The sequence below is a fragment of the Streptomyces sp. NBC_01520 genome (genome assembly GCF_045040375.1).
In the GTDB taxonomy this organism is placed as follows: Bacteria; Actinomycetota; Actinomycetes; order Streptomycetales; family Streptomycetaceae; genus Streptomyces.
Map to the genome: position 1 here is coordinate 4,646,594 of NZ_CP109404.1, position 17,511 is coordinate 4,664,104.

15 protein-coding genes and 1 pseudogene are annotated in these 17,511 nt (G+C 72.1%); 9 read left to right on the top strand and 7 right to left on the bottom strand.

Translation table 11 applies throughout. From position 1 onward, the window contains the following. Nucleotides 1-61 precede the first annotated feature (61 nt). Nucleotides 62-1,171, bottom strand: coding sequence for a citrate synthase 2 (locus OG524_RS21135; RefSeq protein WP_405389283.1), 1,110 nt, complete (start codon nucleotides 1,169-1,171; stop codon nucleotides 62-64). A 260-nt stretch (nucleotides 1,172-1,431) separates the two neighbouring features. Between OG524_RS21135 and pdxH the strand changes: the two genes are divergently transcribed. After that, entirely contained in the window at nucleotides 1,432-2,058 is a 627-nt protein-coding gene (gene pdxH, locus OG524_RS21140) for a pyridoxamine 5'-phosphate oxidase (protein WP_405389282.1), read from the top strand. Between the two features lie 4 nt (nucleotides 2,059-2,062). Here the strand turns inward: pdxH and OG524_RS21145 are convergent, their stop codons facing one another. Continuing rightward, complete coding sequence (locus tag OG524_RS21145) at nucleotides 2,063-2,677, bottom strand: TetR/AcrR family transcriptional regulator (protein WP_405811505.1); 615 nt, start codon at nucleotides 2,675-2,677, stop codon at nucleotides 2,063-2,065. Between the two features lie 102 nt (nucleotides 2,678-2,779). Between OG524_RS21145 and OG524_RS21150 the strand changes: the two genes are divergently transcribed. Both OG524_RS21150 and OG524_RS21155 read left to right on the top strand, forming a co-directional pair. Beyond that, nucleotides 2,780-3,565: an SDR family oxidoreductase gene (locus OG524_RS21150; RefSeq protein WP_405389280.1), complete on the top strand. Its 786-nt coding sequence runs from the start codon at nucleotides 2,780-2,782 to the stop codon at nucleotides 3,563-3,565. 379 nt (nucleotides 3,566-3,944) lie between these two features. Continuing rightward, nucleotides 3,945-5,372, top strand: coding sequence for a PAS domain-containing protein (locus tag OG524_RS21155; protein WP_405811506.1), 1,428 nt, complete (start codon nucleotides 3,945-3,947; stop codon nucleotides 5,370-5,372). A gap of 102 nt (nucleotides 5,373-5,474) precedes the next feature. Here OG524_RS21155 and OG524_RS21160 read toward each other — a convergent pair whose 3' ends face one another. Continuing rightward, on the bottom strand, nucleotides 5,475-6,230 hold the full coding sequence (locus OG524_RS21160; protein ID WP_405389278.1) for an SIS domain-containing protein: 756 nt from the start codon (nucleotides 6,228-6,230) through the stop codon (nucleotides 5,475-5,477). A gap of 197 nt (nucleotides 6,231-6,427) precedes the next feature. Here OG524_RS21160 and OG524_RS21165 point away from each other — a divergent pair, with 197 nt between their 5' ends. Further along, nucleotides 6,428-7,120 carry a metal-dependent transcriptional regulator gene (locus OG524_RS21165; RefSeq protein WP_405389277.1) on the top strand — a complete coding sequence of 231 codons (693 nt, stop codon included), beginning with the start codon at nucleotides 6,428-6,430 and terminating at the stop codon, nucleotides 7,118-7,120. Nucleotides 7,121-7,884: 764 nt separating this feature from the next. After that, nucleotides 7,885-8,826 (top strand): alpha/beta fold hydrolase, encoded by a 942-nt coding sequence (locus OG524_RS21170; RefSeq protein ID WP_405389276.1) that lies wholly within the window; start codon nucleotides 7,885-7,887, stop codon nucleotides 8,824-8,826. 51 nt (nucleotides 8,827-8,877) lie between these two features. Here the strand turns inward: OG524_RS21170 and OG524_RS21175 are convergent, their stop codons facing one another. From OG524_RS21175 to OG524_RS21190, 4 genes and pseudogenes are all read right to left on the bottom strand, one after another. After that, nucleotides 8,878-10,515 (bottom strand): transporter, encoded by a 1,638-nt coding sequence (locus OG524_RS21175; RefSeq protein WP_405811507.1) that lies wholly within the window; start codon nucleotides 10,513-10,515, stop codon nucleotides 8,878-8,880. After that, nucleotides 10,512-11,336 carry an ABC transporter ATP-binding protein gene (locus OG524_RS21180; protein ID WP_405389274.1) on the bottom strand — a complete coding sequence of 275 codons (825 nt, stop codon included), beginning with the start codon at nucleotides 11,334-11,336 and terminating at the stop codon, nucleotides 10,512-10,514. Before OG524_RS21180 ends, OG524_RS21175 begins: the two co-directional genes overlap by 4 nt. Before the next feature lie 38 nt (nucleotides 11,337-11,374). Beyond that, nucleotides 11,375-11,503: pseudogene (locus tag OG524_RS21185) on the bottom strand (DNA primase); the annotation flags it as partial. Further along, a complete protein-coding gene (locus tag OG524_RS21190; protein WP_405389273.1) occupies nucleotides 11,500-12,123 on the bottom strand; it encodes a TetR/AcrR family transcriptional regulator in 624 nt (207 codons plus the stop codon). The pseudogene OG524_RS21185 and the gene OG524_RS21190, both read right to left, overlap by 4 nt. A gap of 107 nt (nucleotides 12,124-12,230) precedes the next feature. Here OG524_RS21190 and OG524_RS21195 point away from each other — a divergent pair, with 107 nt between their 5' ends. The 4 genes from OG524_RS21195 (at nucleotide 12,231) to OG524_RS21210 (ending at nucleotide 17,470) form a co-directional block, all read left to right on the top strand. Further along, nucleotides 12,231-13,409 carry an FAD-dependent oxidoreductase gene (locus tag OG524_RS21195; RefSeq protein ID WP_405389272.1) on the top strand — a complete coding sequence of 393 codons (1,179 nt, stop codon included), beginning with the start codon at nucleotides 12,231-12,233 and terminating at the stop codon, nucleotides 13,407-13,409. Continuing rightward, nucleotides 13,390-14,130: a hypothetical protein gene (locus OG524_RS21200; protein ID WP_405811508.1), complete on the top strand. Its 741-nt coding sequence runs from the start codon at nucleotides 13,390-13,392 to the stop codon at nucleotides 14,128-14,130. The genes OG524_RS21195 and OG524_RS21200 overlap by 20 nt, the downstream gene beginning before the upstream one ends. A gap of 307 nt (nucleotides 14,131-14,437) precedes the next feature. Further along, on the top strand, nucleotides 14,438-15,820 hold the full coding sequence (locus OG524_RS21205) for a transcriptional regulator (RefSeq protein WP_405389270.1): 1,383 nt from the start codon (nucleotides 14,438-14,440) through the stop codon (nucleotides 15,818-15,820). Between the two features lie 159 nt (nucleotides 15,821-15,979). Then, complete coding sequence (locus OG524_RS21210) at nucleotides 15,980-17,470, top strand: hypothetical protein (protein ID WP_405811509.1); 1,491 nt, start codon at nucleotides 15,980-15,982, stop codon at nucleotides 17,468-17,470. Nucleotides 17,471-17,511: the final 41 nt, after the last annotated feature.

The following is a 17,511-nucleotide window of genomic DNA, read 5'->3' on the forward strand; positions in this document are numbered from 1 at the left end:
GTGAGTCCGGAGGCTGCCTCACAGCGACCGGGCGGGCGTGGTCCGCGCCCGCCCGCGCAGCTCAGTTCCCCAGGTCCCCCAGCTGCTCGTACCCCGCGATCTCCCGCGGGTCACGCGTGCCGGGGCCGATGTACGTCGCCGAGGGGCGCACCAGGCGGCCCGTGCGCTTCTGCTCCAGGATGTGCGCCGACCAGCCCGCCGTACGGGCGCAGCTGAACATCGACGTGAACATGTGCGCCGGGACCTCGGCGAAGTCCAGCACGATCGCCGCCCAGAACTCGACGTTCGTCGCCAGCACCCGGTCCGGGCGCCGGGCGTGCAGCTCCTCCAGCGCGGCCTTCTCCAGCGCCTCGGCCACCTCGAAGCGCGGCGCGGCCAGCTCACGCGCCGTACGCCGCAGGACGCGGGCGCGCGGGTCCTCGGCCCGGTACACCCGGTGCCCGAAGCCCATCAGCCGCTCGCCCCTGTCCAGGGCATGCTTCACGTACGCCGTGGCGTCGCCGGTCCGCTCGATCTCCTCGATCATGCCGAGGACCCGGGACGGGGCGCCGCCGTGCAGCGGACCCGACATCGCGCCCACCGCGCCGGACAGCGCCGCGGCCACGTCCGCGCCGGTCGACGCGATCACGCGGGCGGTGAACGTCGAGGCGTTCATGCCGTGCTCGGCGGCCGACGTCCAGTAGGCGTCGACGGCCTTGACGTGCTTGGGGTCCGGCTCACCGCGCCAGCGGATCATGAACCGCTCCACCACGGACGTCGCCTTGTCGATCTCGCTCTGCGGGACCATCGGCAGGCCCTGGCCGCGCGCCGACTGGGCGACGTACGACAAGGCCATCACGGCCGCCCGCGCCAGGTCGTCGCGCGCCGTCTCCGCGTCGATGTCGAGCAGTGGTCTGAGACCCCACACGGGCGCCAGCATGGCGAGCGCGGACTGCACGTCGACACGGATGTCGCCGGAGTGCACGGGGATGGGGAACGGTTCGGCGGGCGGCAGACCGGGATTGAACGCCCCGTCGACCAGCAGACCCCAGACGTTGCCGAACGACACATGGCCCACGAGGTCCTCGATGTCGACACCTCGGTAGCGGAGCGAGCCGCCTTCCTTGTCGGGCTCGGCGATCTCCGTCTCGAACGCGACGACTCCTTCAAGTCCGGGTACGAAGTCGGACATCGGGCGGCTCCCTCGGCTCGGCGGGTGGTGTCTGCGGGCCACACGGGCCTGCCCACGATATTGGCGGCTTCCCACGACACGGGGAAGGGTGACGTCCGGCACAGCCTCCCGTCGCCCGGCCGGAGGGTCGGGCCCCCTCCCCGGGGGCACCGGCCCGCTGCGGCAGGATGGCCTTCGTGCCCACAGCTGATGCCACTCCGTCCTCCGCTTCCGCCTCCTCTCACGCCTCTGCTTCCGATTGCACCACCGATCCGGCCGCGATGCGCGAGCAGTACCGTTCCGAGGACTTCACCGAGAAGGACCTCGCCGCCGACCCCATGGACCAGTTCGCGCACTGGTTCCGGCAGGTCGCCGCGGGCGGGGCGCTCCACGAGCCGAACGCGATGGTGGTGTCCACGGCCACGCCCGAGGGCCGGCCGTCCTCCCGCACGGTGCTGCTGAAGCACTACGACGACCGCGGCTTCGTCTTCTTCACCAACTACGGCTCCCGCAAAGGCCGCGAACTGACCGCGAACCCGTACGTCTCGCTGCTCTTCCCCTGGCACCCGCTGGCCCGCCAGGTCATCGTCACAGGCGCCGCGGCCCGCGTCGGCCGCGAGGAGACGGTCGCCTACTTCCGCACCCGCCCGCACGGCTCCCAGCTGGGCGCCTGGGCGAGCGAGCAGTCCGCGGTGGTCGGCTCACGCGAGGAGCTGGTACGGCGCTACGAGGAGCTGGCCGACCGCTACCCGGAGGGCGAGAAGGTCCCCGCGCCCCCGCAGTGGGGCGGCTTCCGCGTCGTACCGGAGACGATCGAATTCTGGCAGGGCCACGAGAACCGGCTGCACGACCGGCTGCGGTACGTGCGCGAGGGCGCGGACTGGAGCGTGGAGCGCCTCTGCCCGTGACCCGTCAGCCCGCCTCCCCGCCCGATGCGCCGGCCGGTCCGGGAGGCGGCGGCAGCAGGCGTACGAGACCGAGGAGGTCGGCCTCGGTGATCTCCTGCCCCAGGAACACCGTCCGGTACACGACGTAACCGATCCAGCTGTCCACGATCGCGTCCAACGGCAGCCCGTCCGGCAGCCCGCCCCGGGCCACGCCGTTCCGCATCAGCTTCCCGGCCGGTTCGGCGTGCGCCTTGAGGAGATCCCGCAGCTCGGCCCGCCCGGGTTCCCCGCGCTCGGTCAGCGCACCCGTCACCACGCTGGGGTCGCCGAGCAGGGTCAGGGTGCGCACCAGGCCGCGCAGCCAGAGCAGCGCGTCCTCCCGCACGTCACCGGTGTCGGGGGCCGGGCCCGGAGCCAGCCTGTCGGCGACCGCCTCGGTGATCACCGCCGCCTTGTTCGGCCACCAGCGGTAGACCGTCATCCGGGCCACCCCGGCACGCGAGGCGATGCGGTCCATCGTCACACCCTTGTAGCCCAGCTCGGCCACCAGCTCGCGGGCGGCGGTCAGGACGGCCTCGTGGGCCTCCGGATCGCGGCGGGGGCCGCGCCGGGGGCGTGATGCGGCGGGGTGGTCGGCCATGGGACCTCCGGGTACGGGACGGGCGGACACAGCCGGAATATTTAGACTGTACGTACTGTCTAGTCTAGTGCCACTCGGCATATCTCAGCGTGGAGGTTCATCATGGAAAACCGGTTCAGCGGCAAGGTCGTCCTCATCACCGGCGGTGGCTCCGGTCTCGGCCGCGCGGCGGCCGTGCGGGTCGCGTCGGAAGGCGCCAAGCTGGCCCTCGTCGACGTCAGCGAGCAGGGCCTCGCGGACACGGCGGCCGAGGTCGAGAAGGCCGCACCCGGCACGGAGGTCCTTCGGATCACCGCCGACGTCAGCTCCGAGGCCGACTCGCAGCGGTACGTCTCCGCCACGGTCGAGGCGTTCGGGCGTATCGACGGCTTCTTCAACAACGCCGGCATCGAGGGCAGGCAGAACCTCACGCAGGACTTCGGTACGGACGAATTCGACCGTGTCGTGTCGATCAACCTCCGCGGGGTGTTCCTCGGCCTCAAGTACGTGCTCCCCGTCATGAAGGGCCAGGGCTCCGGCTCCGTCGTGAACACGGCCTCCGTCGGCGGCATACGGGGCGTGGGCAACCAGTCCGGTTACGCGGCGGCCAAGCACGGCGTCGTCGGCCTCACCCGGAACTCCGGTGTGGAGTACGGGCAGTTCGGCGTCTCGGTCAAGGCGATCGCGCCCGGAGCCATCATGACCCCGATGGTCGAGGCCTCGCTCAAGCAGATCGACGAGGACAACTGGGAGCAGGCCGGCGCGGCCTTCGTCAGCGGCAACCCGATGAAGCGTTTCGGCAGGCCGGAGGAGGTCGGCCACCTGGTGGCGTTCCTGCTCTCCGAGGAGTCGGGCTTCATCAACGCGACGGTCGTCCCGATCGACGGCGGCCAGTCCGAGCAGTACTGACGGCCGGGGCCACCGGCCCCGGACACGCAGAAACCCGCAGGCTCTGGTCCCTCCTTGCGGAGGAGCCGGCCGGACTTACCGGCGAGCCTGCGGGTCGGTGACTGCTTGGGTTTCGGCAGAACAGCCTGCCGAGGTGCACGGTGTGCGACGACGGGCTGTCAGCCCGCAGCCACCTCACGAATCCGATAAGACTGCACTTTTCGGATCACCTCCTTTCAACGTGTGACCACAGCCTAGGAACCCTCCCCGGGGCGCACAAGTCATTTATCGGAGATCGGATGGCCGCCGGATTTCCGGGAAGTGGCTGTGCGGTGGCTCACGTTCGAGTTCAATGGTCTGACGTGCGGCAATGCGGAATACGTCCTGCGGGAGGTACGGAGTGAGTGCTTCCAGGAGCAGCGGCACCACGGACGCGATCGGGCCCGACGAGGACCCGGGGCGCGAGCCCCCGGGAGCGGTCCCGGGGTCCCGGTTGCTCGCGGCGCTGCTCGACGGGATGGACGCCGCGCTCTGCGCGTTCGACGCGCACGGCGCGATCACCCACTGGAACCGCGAGGCCGAACGGATCCTCGGCTGGTCCGCGGCGGAGGCCGTCGGGCGGACGGGGTTCGCCGGATGGGCGGTACGGAGCGCCGACGCCGGGGACGTGCAGGGGCGGCTGATGGCCGCGATGGAGGCCCCCGGCCGGCAGGTCCACGAATTCGCGCTGCTGCGCAAGGACGGCGGGCGGGTGCTCGTACGGACCCAGTCGTCGGGCGTGCGCGGCGAGGACGGGAAGCCGGCCGGGGTGTACTGCGCGTTCAGCGAGGTGCACGCGCAGATCGACCTGGAGCGGTCCATCGCGCTGAGCGAGGCGCTGTTCGAGGACGCGTCGTGGGGCGTGGTCCTGGTCGACGTCGATCTGCGGCCCACCGTCGTCAACTCCTACGCGGCACGGGCGCTGGGCGGCGGGCGTACGGCGCTGCTGGGGCGTCCGCTGGGTGAGCTCGTCGTGCAGGGGGTGGAAGACCTGGAGGGCGCGCTGCAGCACGTGCTCGCGGAAGGCGCCCCGTCCGCTCCCACGGAGCTGTGGGTGACGCTGCGGACGGCGGACGGCGACCGGCGGCGCTGCTGGCGCAGCGGGTTCCTGCGGCTGGCCTCGCCGCTCGCCGAGGAACCGGTTCCACTGGGCGTCGGCTGGCTGTTCCGGGACGTGACGGCGGCGAAGCTCGCGGAGCAGGAGGCGGACCGGGTGCGCTTCCGGTCGAACCAGCTGCACCGGGCGGCCCGGCAGGCCGCCGAGTGCGAGGACCCCGTGGAGGCGGCGACCTCCTCGCTGGACTACGCCCTGGCCGGGTTCGCCGACCACGTCGTGGTGGACCTGCTGGCGGGGGAGCGGCTGGTACGGGCCGCCGCGACCCCGGCCGACGCGCCGGGCCCCTGCCTGCCGGTGTCCGGGGGCGCGATCCCGGCGCGGTACGGGGCGGGACACCCGGCCCTGCAGGCGGTGGAGCGCACGGGGTCGGTCCGGGCCAGCGCGCGGACCGGGACGGGCGAGGCATGGGCGGTGGAGCGCCAGTGGCCCCGCGACTCGGTGCACGCCCTGTGCGCGGTGCTGCGGAGCCGGGGGCGGACGCTGGGCGTGGTGACGTTCCTGCGCGCGGCGAACCGCAGCGCGTTCGAACGCCCGGACGCGATGTACGCGGAGAGCGTGGCGGTCCGGGTCGCCTCGGCGATAGACCTGGCCCACCTGACAACAGGCTTCGGCCACCACGCCCGCCCGGCCACCCCCGACCCGCCCGGCAGATCCGGCCCGTCCGGCAGTTGAGGACGGAACCGTGCAGGCGGTCCGGGGTGCGGTCGCGTCGGGCGGTCACGGACGCAATCCCAGCCCGTCCGGCGCTTGAGGGCAGGGGGCCCGCCCCAGGACTCAGTGCCGGTAGAAGATCCGGTCCCCGTACTCCCGCATCACCCGCCCGTTCCACTCATGCCCGCCGTCCACATTCCCCGACCGCAGCAACGGCGGCTCGATCCCCCGGGTGACCAGTTCCTCCGCCGCGGTGGCCATCATCGCCTGCATCAGCGCACTGGTGACCACCGTCGACGCGGGCGCGAACGGCGCCTCGACGCCCTCAGCCGTCAGCTCCGCGTCGCCGATCGCGATCTTGCTGTCGAGCACGATGTCGCAGTGGTCCCGCAGGAATCCCCCCGAGGCGTGCCGCGACCGGGTGCCCGTCGCGTACGCGACCGACGTGACCCCGATGACCGTCAGCCCGAGCGCCCGCGCGTTCTGCGCCATCTCCACGGGCAGCGCGTTGCGCCCGGACAGGGAGATGATCACGAGGAGGTCGCCGGACTTCGCGGGGCTGGAGTCGAGCACCGCTCCGGCGAGCCCGTCCACCCGCTCCAGCGCGGAGCCGAGCGTGGCCGGCATGACGTCGACGCCGAGCGTGCCGGGCACGGCGAGCAGGTTCATCAGGGCGAGCCCGCCCGCCCGGTAGACGACGTCCTGCGCGGCCAGCGAGGAGTGCCCGGCGCCGAAGGCGAACAGCCGGCCGCCCGCGGCGACCGTGTCGGCGATGGCGGCGCCCGCGGCCGCGACGGATCCCGCCTCCTCGTCACGTACACGCTCCAGCAGGCCGATCGCGGCGTCGAAGAACTGACCGGCGAGCTTGCTGTCGCTCATCGAGGAGGCCTTTCCTACGGGGGTGGGGAGTCTGTGCCGCGGCTCACGTTGCGGTCTGGACCAGTGACCTGTCAACCGCCGGCACCGCTCCCGTGGAGATGCTTCCGACGGCGCGGCACGGTTGTCGGCCGTATGCGTCAGAATTGGTGGAGGGCCATCGCACGACGATTTTCATGTCACAGCATCGAGGGGCACGTATGTCCGGACTGATCGACACAACGGAGATGTACCTCCGCACCATCCTCGAGCTCGAAGAGGAAGGCGTGGTCCCGATGCGCGCCCGGATCGCCGAACGGCTGGACCAGAGCGGTCCGACGGTCAGCCAGACGGTGGCGCGCATGGAGCGGGACGGGCTGGTCCAGGTCGCGGGCGACCGCCACCTGGAGCTGACCGAGGAGGGACGACGCCTCGCGACACGGGTGATGCGCAAGCACCGGCTCGCCGAGTGCCTGCTGGTCGACGTGATCGGCCTGGAGTGGGAGCAGGTCCACGCCGAGGCCTGTCGCTGGGAGCACGTGATGAGTGAGGCCGTGGAGCGCCGCGTCCTGGAGCTGCTGCGGCACCCGACGGAGTCTCCGTACGGCAACCCGATCCCGGGGCTGGAGGAGCTCGGTGAGAAGGCCGAGGCCGATCCCTTCCTGGACGACAGCATGGTGAGCCTGGCCGAGCTCGACCCGGGCGCGGAGGGCAAGACCGTGGTGGTGCGCCGGATCGGTGAGCCGATCCAGACCGACGCACAGCTGATGTACGCGCTGCGACGAGCGGGCGTGCAGCCCGGTTCGGTCGTCAGCGTGACCGAGTCGGCCGGCGGCGTGCTGGTCGGTTCCAGCGGAGAGGCGGCGGAGCTGGACAACGAGGTCGCCTCGCACGTCTTCGTCGCGAAGCGCTGACCAGCGCGGATGCGGTCACCGGTGCCTGGGTGCAGTTGCAGGCACCGGTGCAGATGCACGTGCAGAAGTGAACCGGTTACGCCCGCTTTCTGTTTTCCGTCCGGAATCGCAGCGGCCGGGCGAATCGCGTGCCAGGCTGTTGCCAGGCATATGACCTGAGGGTGCCGGCAGGGTCTGCCTCGCGGTCGGGGAGGGAGCAGGGAATGCGCCCGTCGTACTGGCATGTGCACCGAGAGGTGACTGCCGGGATCCCGGCCGCCCTCATCGCCGTACGGGGTGGGCGAGACGCCGCCTGGAGCGGGCGAGACGCCGTACGGGGCGGGCAGGGCGCCGCCTGGAGCGGGCAGGACGCCGCCCGGGGCGGTCAGGACGCCCGGAGCGGCCAGGACGCTGTCCGGAGTCGGCGGGACGTCGCCCGGAGCCACGCCGTACGGAGCCGGCGAGATGCCCCCGGGGTCCCGCGTGCGCGTGGACCGATCTGTTCCGGAACAGGGGGCGGCCCCGGCGCCCGAAGGTGCCGGGGCCGGTCCTCCCCTGCGCTGACCTGGAGCCCCGAGCTCTCGAGGTCAGTCCCCGCGGACCCCTGTCCCCGAGTGATCCGCTTCCCGGAGAAGGTCTCCCCTCGGCGACGTCCGTCAATCCTGGAGCGGTGTCACTCGAACGTGGGATGTTGCGAGCCGAACCCCGCTGTTCGAATAAAGGTTCGATAGTCTGGCGGAGGCGACCACACGGTGATCGAGAACCAGAAGGGGGTGCCAGAACCTATGGTGCGGCGCATTGATGTGACCGGATCCGACGGCTTACGCCTCGCGGCCTGGGAGTTCGCCGACTCGCCCAAAGGGCGCGCGGAGGCGGAGCGCGCCCCCGGGGTCTTATTGCTGCACGGGCTGATGGGCCGGTCCGCGCACTGGGCCTCCACCGCCCGCTGGCTCTCCGAGCGGCACCGCCCGGTCGGCCTCGACCAGCGCGGCCACGGCCGCAGCGACAAGCCGGCCGAGGGCCCGTACACCCGGGACGCGTACGTGGCCGACGCCGAGGCCGCGATCGAACAGCTCGGCCTCGCCCCCGTCGTCCTCATCGGGCATTCGATGGGAGCACTCACCGCCTGGCAGCTCGCCGCGAAGCGTCCGGACCTCGTGAAGGCCCTGATCATCTGCGACATGCGGGCCTCCGCGCTCGGGGCCGCCTCGCAGCGCGAATGGGAGGACTGGTTCCACGCATGGCCGGTCCCCTTCGCGACCCTCGCCGACGTGCGGAAGTGGTTCGGCGAGGACGACCCCTGGGTGGAGCGGCCCAATCCGTCCCGCGGCGAGTTCTTCGCCGAGGTCATGGCCGAGCGGGCCGACGGCTGGCGGCCCGTCTTCTCCCGCGCGCAGATGCTCCGTTCCCGGGCCACCTGGGTCTACGACGCCCACTGGGAGGAGCTGGCGCAGGTGCGGTGCCCCACCCTGGTCCTGCGCGGGATCGACGGCGAGCTGGGCCGGGCGGAGGCCCAGGAGATGGTCCGCGTCCTGCCGCGCGGGCAGTACGCGGAGGTGGCCGACGCCGGTCATCTCGTCCACTACGACCAGCCGGAGGGCTGGCGCACCGCCGTGGAGCCGTTCCTGGACCAGCTCACCGAGGACCACCGGGACGACGGGGAGACGGGCGGCAAGGGTGACCGGGACGACCGGGACCCGTCGGCCCCCGATCCCGCGATCCCGTAGCCCCCGGCCCCCTCGGTCCTCAGCCTTCGCGGACCGGCGCCCCACGCCCCCTCAGCCCTTGCTGACCGCCGCCAGGATCTCCGGGAGCCGGGCCGCCGCACGGGGCGCGGCGAGCCGTACCCCCAGCCACCCGACGAACGCCCCGTACACCGCTCCCACCGGAAGCAGCAGCCACAACCAGCCCCGCAGATCCGCCACATGCAGCCAGACGGTCAGCCAGATCACGGGCGCGCACAGCAGGGCGGACGCCACCAGCCCGCCGAGGATGGAGATCCAGGCGAGCCCCGCCTGGCCCGGCGCCACGTTCTTGAACGCGCCCTCCTGCGGGATCGAGTACGGCACCAGCGCCGAAGCCATCGCGCCCGTCGCCAGCATCGCGCCGAGCAGGGCGAAGGACACCCCCATGGACGCGGGGAGCGACGCCCAGTCCCCGAGCACCGCCGCCGTCACCGCGGTCACCAGGACCGTGTAGGGCAGGGTGATCAGCAGCAGGGCCAGGGCCCGCGCCCGCAGTTCGACGTAGGCGTCCCGGGGGGACGAGATCGACAGCGCCACCATCCAGAACGCGGAGGTGTCCTGCCCGAACTGGTTGTACATCTGCATCCCGAGCATCCCGGCCGCGAAGCAGGCGAGATAGACCGAGCCCGACCCCTGCACCGCGTTGAGCACCGGCACGATCAGACCGATCGCCAGCGCCGCCACCCACGTCGCCTTCGTCTTCGGGTCCCGGGCGATGTACCGCAGACTGCGCTCCGTCGCCGCCCCCGTACGCCCCTCGGGCAGCAGCGCGAAGAGTCCCGAACGTTCCGATCCGGCACCGCGGTCCGCGGCGGCGGCGATCGTGGAGCCGTCCGGCGACGTCATCAGCTTCGACAGGCTCCGCTGCCACAGCCACACCAAGGACCCCAGCGCGAGCACCGAGAGCAGCACCTGCCCGACGGCCGCCCCGTACGCCCCCTCGGAGGCGGACCCCACCGCGCCGAGCGCCGAGGCCGGCGGCAGCCAGCGGACCACGTCCGCGAGCGGTTCGAGCGTGGACAGGCCGCCCGCCCGCCCCAGACGCTGCGCGCCGAAGCTGACGAACTGGAGGCCCACCGCGACCACCAGCCCACTGAGCAGCGCGAGATCGCGCCCCCTGCGGGAGGTCAGCAACCGGACGTTGGCCGTGGCGACGGACCGGGCCAGCGCGACACACACCAGCAGCGTCAGCGGTACGGCGACGACCGCGGCCACCACCGCCGCCGCACCCCGTGCCACCGCGATCACCGAACCGATGGCCAGGGCGAGCGTGAAGAGGGGCCCGATGCCGATCAGCGAGGACACCAGCAGCGCCCCGATCAGCGGGCGGGGCCGAAGCGGAAGCATGACCAGCCGGCTCGGGTCGAGGGTCTCGTCGCCGCTCGGGAAGAACAGCGGCATCACCGCCCAGCCGAGCGCCACCACCGCGGTCAGCAGCACCACGAGCGTCTCCGCCTGTGCGTGCCCACGCAGCGCGACCAGCCCGGCCACCTGGCCCGCGGCGAGCAGCAGCGTGACGACGAGGGACGCGATGTAGGCCGCACGTCGCCCGGACGACTGACGCAGCCCGTTGCGCAGCAGCGTCAGCTTGAGCCGTACGAAGACGGGCACGAGGCCCTGACCCCCGACCGCCGGAACGGCGTGCCCCGCGGGGCTGTCCAGGACGGTCATCGGGCGCCACCCAGCCAGTCCAGGGACTCCCCGGTGTCCCGGGCGCCCGCCCCGACCAGTTCGAGGAACGCGTCCTGCAGCGAGGCCGCGTCGCCACGTACCTCCGCGAGGGTGCCCCGGGCCCGGATCCGGCCCGCCGCCATGACGGCCACCCAGTCGCAGAGCGACTCGACGAGCTCCATCACATGGCTGGAGAAGACCACAGTCGCCCCGGAGCGCGTGTACCGCTCCAGAACCCCGCGGATCGTCTGCGCCGACACCGGATCCACACCCTCGAACGGCTCGTCGAGGAAGAGGACTTCGGGATTGTGCAGCAGCGCGGCCGCGAGACCGATCTTCTTGCGCATCCCGGTCGAGTAGTCCACGACCAGCTTGTGCTGCGCCCCCGCCAGATCGAGGACGTCGAGCAGCTGGGTGGTCCGCTTGTCCACCTCGGCCCCCGGCAGTCCCCGCAACCGACCGGTGTAGGCGAGGAGTTCACGCCCGGAGAGCCGATCGAACAGCCGCAGCCCCTCCGGCAGGACCCCGATCCGCGCCTTCACCGCCACCGGGTCCCGCCACACGTCGTGACCGCCGACCTCGATGCTCCCCATGTCCGGCCTGAGCAGCCCCGTCACCATGGAGAGCGTGGTCGTCTTCCCCGCACCGTTGGGGCCGACCAGACCGATGAACTTGCCTGCGGGCAACTCCAGATCGACCCCCGAGACCGCTATCTGATCCCCGAACCGCTTCCACAGTCCCTGTACCCGGACGGCAGGTGGCGCCACGGAGGCACCGTCCGCCCCGCTCGTCCCGCCCGTGCTGTCCGCCTGGTCCGGCATGGCACTGCCTTTCGATGGCCCCACGTGTGGGGACCACCCTACGAAAGGCGCGTACGGGCGTCTGCCGCTTCACGTGCGCAGGCGTAGGCGAGCGGGCTGATCAGCTCCTCCGCGTCGGGCAGCCACCGGTTCGTCGGGGTGGGGCGACGGGCCCACTGGACGGTCAGCTCGTGCCCGCCCCGGGGCCGGCCAGGCCGTGCAGCAGCAGGGCGGTGAGGGTGTCGACGATCTCCTCGTCGGTGACCTGCGGGCCGTCTTCCCCTGCGGTGATGACCGCGAACCCGAGCATCGAGATCATCGCTCCCATGGCCGCGGCGACCAGCGCGGGGTCGCCCGGGAGCTGGTGGCCGCGCTGGCGGAGCCAGTCCAAGTGCTCGCGGAGGGTGCTCGTCTCCTCGGTCAGGTTGGCCCATGCGCGGCCCTCGCGGGGCGGGCCGGCGAAGTTCGTCTGCACCAGGGCCACGACCACCGGCAGATGGTCACGGATCACCCGCCAGGTCACGGCCAAATGCTCGCGCAGCTGCTCGCGGTCGGTCAGATCGTGATCGGCGGGGTGCCCGTCCGCGCCGATCTCCGCGTCGGCCTGCGCGTCCAAATCCTGTAGCAGGGCCCCGAGCAGGGCGTTCTTGTCCGCGAAGTGGGCGTAGAAGGAGCCCGTGGCGCGTCCGGCTTCGCGGGTGATGTCGGTGATCTTCGTGTCGAGATAGCCGCGCTCGGCGAACAGTCGTCGTGCCGCGTCCTTCAGCGCCGCCTCGGTCTCGGCGGCCTTCTCCTTGCGTACGCCCATGGCGGCGGGGCTCCTTCTCGGGCTTGACATGTGGCCTCCCCTGTCATCATAGTGAACCCTCATTCGATGAATTTAGATTCAATGAATTCCGATTCAGGGGGGCATGCGTGAACGTCATCGTCATCGGCGGCGGAGTGGCCGGAGCTGCGAGCGCGATCGCGCTGCGGCGGCTCGGCGTGAAGGTCACGGTGTACGAGGCGTACACCGAACCGGCAGGCCAGGTGGGCTCGTTCCTGAGCCTGGCGTCCAACGGACTGCGGGTGCTGCGCTCCCTCGGCGTGCTGGAGCAGGTCCAGCAGGCCGGGATCGACATGCCGGACCAGCGCATGTGGTCGAGCTCGGGCAAGCTGCTGGGGGATGTCCCGCGGGGCCGGATGAGCAGTGACGAACTGCACAGTGTGACCCTGATGCGGGGCGCGCTGGTCGAGGCACTGCGCGCGGAGGCACTCGCGGCCGGGGCGGTCATCGTCACCAGCGAGCGCCTGGTGGATGTGGTCACCATCGAAGAGGGCGTACGGGCGGTCTTCGCGAGTGGCCTGATGGCGGAGGCGTCACTGCTCATCGGCGCGGACGGCATCTGGTCGGCCACCCGGTCACTGCTCGACCCGGACGCACCCACCCCCGAGTACGCCGGCCTCTACAGCATCTCGGGCATCGCCGATGGCATCGCGACCGAACCCGGCGTCTTCAACCTGACTTTCGCCCGCAACGGCGCCTTCATCCACCTCGCTGCCCCCGGGGGCAAGGTCTGGTGGTCGGCCCAGGTCTCCTGCCCCGCACAGCCGGAGCTCAGCCTCACCGACGAGGAATGGCTGCGCCGCCTCGCCGCGCTCTACCGGCACGAACAGGCGCCGTCCGCGATCCTTGAGGCCACCACAGAACTGCACCGACCCACCCTGATGCACAGACTCGACGCAGTCCCGGTCCGCCACAACGACCGCATCGCGCTGCTCGGCGACGCGGGACACCCCGTCGGTGCGGGGCAGGGCGCGTCAATGGCCTTGGAGGACGCACTGGTCCTGGCGCAGTCACTGGCTACAGAGCCCTCGGCGGCGGCCGCCCTCTCGGCATACGAGACCGCTCGCTCGGCCCGCATGGCCAAGATGGCCAAGGCGGCCTCGGACAACCGCGACGCCAAGACGGCCGGCCCGCTCACGCGGCGGATGCGCGACCTTGTGATGCCAGTGGCGGTCCGCCTCTTCTACGAGAAGGCCACGGCCTGGCTCTACACCCACGACTGCGGCGAACTACCGACCAGTCAACCGGATGGAGAATCCCAGGTCTGACGAACCTTCAGAATCTTCAACAACTCACTCAAAAACCCCAACCCGTCAGAAACGCCCGGACCTGCCCAACCAGCCGCTGCACGTCGTCCTCGAACTCGCCCGCCGCCTCGATCTCCACCCCGGCGACCTCACCCCGTACGCCGCCCAGGTCTACGACCACCCCCGCTACTTCGACGCCCAGTTCCCCACCGAGCCCGCCCCCGGCACCGACACGGACGCCGTCGCCGTCCTCAACGCGCTCGCCCACGCCGGCCGCCCGCTCACCGCCGACTTCCTCGCCGAGTGCCTCAACTGGGACCTCGACCGCGTCAGCGACGCCATCGAACGCGCCTGGGCCTACCCCCACCTCGCCGGGCCGTACGCCCTGCGGCGCGCGGCCCCTGCCCACTTCACCCTCAGCCTGCGCCTGGACGTCCTCACCGAGCGGCAGATGAACTGGGTCCACCCCGCCAACCACACCGAGCCGTGGCGCCACCCGAGTGACGCGCACTACCGGCCGCTCCAACGCGACGTCCTCAGCAGTCAGGACGCGGCCGTGCTGTTCCAGGCGTCCTATGAGGGCGCCGTCTCCACCGATCCCGAGGAGCCGACCGCGGCCACCGTCGCGGGCCTGCTCGACGCCGGGCTCCTGGTCGTCGTCGGCGACGGCACCGCCGTCCTGGCCGACGACGTCCGCTACGGACTCCGCCTCACCGACGCCGACGACGTCAGCACCTACTGACACACCTCATGGCAGAACCACTGACATCCAGTGGCACACTCCGCTGACGTCTCGATGGCAGACGACAACAACTTCCGGCGCCACCCGGGGTTACGGACGCCGGTAACGGCGGATCGATCCTGCACGCGGGGCGCACGGAGGCATGGGCGGGGGCGCGCAAGAGGCAGTGCACCGAACGGCGGGTAACCCCTTGCAGGACTGTGCCAACTCGCCACCGCTCGTACCCAATACAGATGAATATGCGCATTTCTTGTCCATATGCCGGGCAGTGATCCTTCCAATGATCACCGCGGTCCCAGGGGGAAACATGGCAGCCAGGCCTCTCGTCGCCCGCCAGCCGAACGAACGACTCCAGACGCTCATCCAGGAGGCGGCCTGTTCCAACGCGGGCCTCGCCCGACGCGTCAACATGGTCGGAGTCGAGCGGGGGCTCGACCTCCGTTACGACAAGACCTCCGTGGCCCGCTGGCTGCGCGGACAGCAACCACGCGGCAGGGCGCCGGGAATCATCGCCGAGGCGCTCGGCCGCAAGCTCGGCCGTACGGTCACGATCGACGAGATCGGCATGGCCAACGGCAAGAACCTGGCCTCCGCAGTCGGTCTGCAGTTCGCGCCCACCGTGATCGGCGCGATCGAGCAGGTCTGCGAGCTGTGGCGCAGCGACGTCGGCCGGCGCGACCTGCTGTCCGGGTCGGCTGTGGCGGCGTCCGCGCTGGTCGAGCCCAGCCGCGACTGGCTGATCACGGGCGCCGACCCGCAGGTGGCACGCACCGCGGGGGCCCGGGTCGGGATGCCGGACGTGGAGGCGGTGCGCGCGATGACGGCCGCGCTCGTCGACCTGGACCACCGCTTCGGCAGCGGGCACGTGCGGCCCGTCCTGGTCCACTACCTCAACAGTGTGGTGTCCGGGCTGCTTTCCGGGGCGTACCGCGAATCGGTGGGCCGGGAGCTGTTCGGCGCCGCCGCCCGACTCACCGAGCTCGCCGGGTACATGGCTGTCGACACCGGTCAGCCGGGCCTGGCCCAGCGGTACTACATCCAGGCGCTGCGCCTGGCCCAGGCCGCGGGCGACCGGGCGTACGGGGGTTATGTGCTGGCCGCGTCGATGAGTCATCTCGCCGCCCAGCTCGGCAATCCACGGGAGATCGCCCAGCTGGCGCGGGCCGCGCAGGAGGGTGCGCGGGGGCGGGTGACACCGCGCGCGGAGGCGATGTTCCACGCGGCGGAGGCCCGGGGCCACGCGCTGATGGGGGACGCCCGAACGTGCCAGGCGGTGGCCGGCCGGGCGGTGGCGGCCCTGGAACAGGCCGACGCGGACACCGGCGACGACCCTTCCTGGATCGCCCACTTCGACGCCGGTTATCTGGCGGACGAGCTCGCGCACTGCCACCGCGACCTGGGGCAGGCGGAGCCGGCCGCGCGCCGGGCGAAGGAGGCCCTGGCGGCCCTCCCGCAGGCCCGGACCCGGCGCCGCGGCATCGGCCTGGTGCTGCTGGCCACGGCGCAGGTGCAGCAGCGCGAGGTGGAGCAGGCGTGCCACACGGGGCTGCGGGCGATGGAACTGCTGGGCACGGTGCGGTCCAGCCGGGGTGCTGAATATCTTGATGACCTCCAGCAGCGGCTCGTGCCGTTCGGGGAGACGCCCGCGGTCCGGGAGTTCGGTGCGCGGATGGAGCTCCAGGCCGCCTGAGCTGCCGATTCGATGAGTTGACCACGAACAGCGTCGGAGGGCGCTGCGTGTTACCCGCTGTGTGAAGGGGTGGTGAGCGCCCCCGGGCGCTTGGCGCGGGGCGGTGGCCACCCGGTAGCGTGAGGCGACGATTCCGTTGGTTCACATGTAGGAGTCCCGGTGACGCAGAGCGGACAGGGTGACGAGCAGCTCCCTGCTGTACGGCCCACGCACGAAGGTGTCGTGCTGCCCGCGGAGGGCGGCGCACCCTGGACCGCGGGCGGCCAGGCGGCCGACCCTGCGGCCCCCGCAGGCGGGCAGCCGTGGGGTGGGCCCTGGTGGGGGCCGGCCGCGCACCAGGACGGCCACGCCCCGGGGCAGCTGCCGCCCGAGCAGCCCCGGCCGGACGCGTACGGGTACCCGCCCCAGCAGTCGTACGGGCCCCCGCAGGACCAGCAGCAGCCCTATGAGCCCCCGCAGCAGTCGTACGGTGCCCCGCAGGCCCCGTACGAGCAGCAGGGGCAGCAGCCGTACGCCCAGCCCCTGCCGCCGGAGGCCGTGCCCGGCATGGCAGCGGGCGGGGACGCGGACGCCACGCAGTACATCGCCCCCGTGCCCGGCGGGATGCCGCCCGAGCACCCCGCGGAATCCACCCGGTACCTCGGGCAGTCGGCCCCGCCCGCGCAGGCGGCCGACGCCGACGCGACCCAGTACATACCCCCGGTGCCAGGCGGCGCCCCGTACGGCATCCGGCCCGGAACCCCCGGCGACCGGCAGCCGCCCGCCGAGTTCGACAACCTGTTCCGCAACGAGGGGCCCGCGGGCGCCACGCAGCAGATGCCCCAGGTCGGCCCCCCGCACCAGCAGGCTCCGCAGCACCAGCAGGCTCCGCAGCACCAGCAGCCCCCGCACCAGCCGCCGTATCAGCAGCACCAGGGCGCGCACGGGCAGCAGCCGCCGCAGGGGGCCCAGCCGTTCCAGTCAGGGCTGCAGGGCGTCCAGAGCGCGCAGGGCGAGCGCGAGGGCGGCGGGGCGCCGCGCAGACGGTCCTCGCACATCCCGCTGATCGCCGCCGTGGTCGTCGGCTGCGCCGTCATCGGACTGGGCGCGGGCGCCCTGCTGAGCGGCGGCGACGAGAAGTCCGGGGACGACAAGCAGCCGGTGGCCGCGCAGAGTTCACCCACGGGTGAGGCCACCGGCCAGGCGGCCGACCCCGCCGAGGCGCAGGCCCAGGGGCTCGACAAGCTGCTCGCCGACAGCAACAACAGCCGTGCGGCGGTGATCAGCGCCGTGGCCAGGATCGAGAACTGTCAGGCGCTGGACCAGGCGGCCACCGATCTGCGCGGCGCGGCCACGCAGCGCCGCGATCTGGTGACCAGGCTCGAAGGGCTGAGCATCGACCAACTGCCCTCCAACGCCGAGCTGAAGGCCGCGCTGACCGCGGCCTGGCAGGCCTCGGCGGAGGCCGACGACCACTACGCGGCCTGGGCCGGCCAGGCCAAGAACAACAAGAAGGTCTGCAAGGGCGGCAAGGCCAGGTCGACCGACGAGAAGGCCAAGGCCAACGCGTCGAGCGGCGTGGCCACCCGGGAGAAGCAGAAGGCCTCGGGGCTGTGGAACTCCATCGCGGAGAAGTGGGCGCTGACCAAGCGCGCCCCGACCGAGCTCTGACCGCACGGAAACGGCCTCCGTCCCCGGGTGGGGGACGGAGG

Bases quoted from the DNA above. Each gene is read 5' to 3' on its own strand.
- OG524_RS21135 (WP_405389283.1), bottom strand. From the start codon at position 1,171: ATGTCCGACTTCGTACCCGGACTTGAAGGAGTCGTCGCGTTCGAGACG.
- pdxH (WP_405389282.1), top strand. From the start codon at position 1,432: ATGCGCGAGCAGTACCGTTCCGAGGACTTCACCGAGAAGGACCTCGCC.
- OG524_RS21145 (WP_405811505.1), bottom strand. From the start codon at position 2,677: ATGGCCGACCACCCCGCCGCATCACGCCCCCGGCGCGGCCCCCGCCGC.
- OG524_RS21150 (WP_405389280.1), top strand. From the start codon at position 2,780: ATGGAAAACCGGTTCAGCGGCAAGGTCGTCCTCATCACCGGCGGTGGC.
- OG524_RS21160 (WP_405389278.1), bottom strand. From the start codon at position 6,230: ATGAGCGACAGCAAGCTCGCCGGTCAGTTCTTCGACGCCGCGATCGGC.
- OG524_RS21165 (WP_405389277.1), top strand. From the start codon at position 6,428: ATGTCCGGACTGATCGACACAACGGAGATGTACCTCCGCACCATCCTC.
- OG524_RS21170 (WP_405389276.1), top strand. From the start codon at position 7,885: ATGGTGCGGCGCATTGATGTGACCGGATCCGACGGCTTACGCCTCGCG.
- OG524_RS21175 (WP_405811507.1), bottom strand. From the start codon at position 10,515: ATGACCGTCCTGGACAGCCCCGCGGGGCACGCCGTTCCGGCGGTCGGG.
- OG524_RS21180 (WP_405389274.1), bottom strand. From the start codon at position 11,336: ATGCCGGACCAGGCGGACAGCACGGGCGGGACGAGCGGGGCGGACGGT.
- OG524_RS21190 (WP_405389273.1), bottom strand. From the start codon at position 12,123: ATGGGCGTACGCAAGGAGAAGGCCGCCGAGACCGAGGCGGCGCTGAAG.
- OG524_RS21200 (WP_405811508.1), top strand. From the start codon at position 13,390: ATGGAGAATCCCAGGTCTGACGAACCTTCAGAATCTTCAACAACTCAC.
- OG524_RS21205 (WP_405389270.1), top strand. From the start codon at position 14,438: ATGGCAGCCAGGCCTCTCGTCGCCCGCCAGCCGAACGAACGACTCCAG.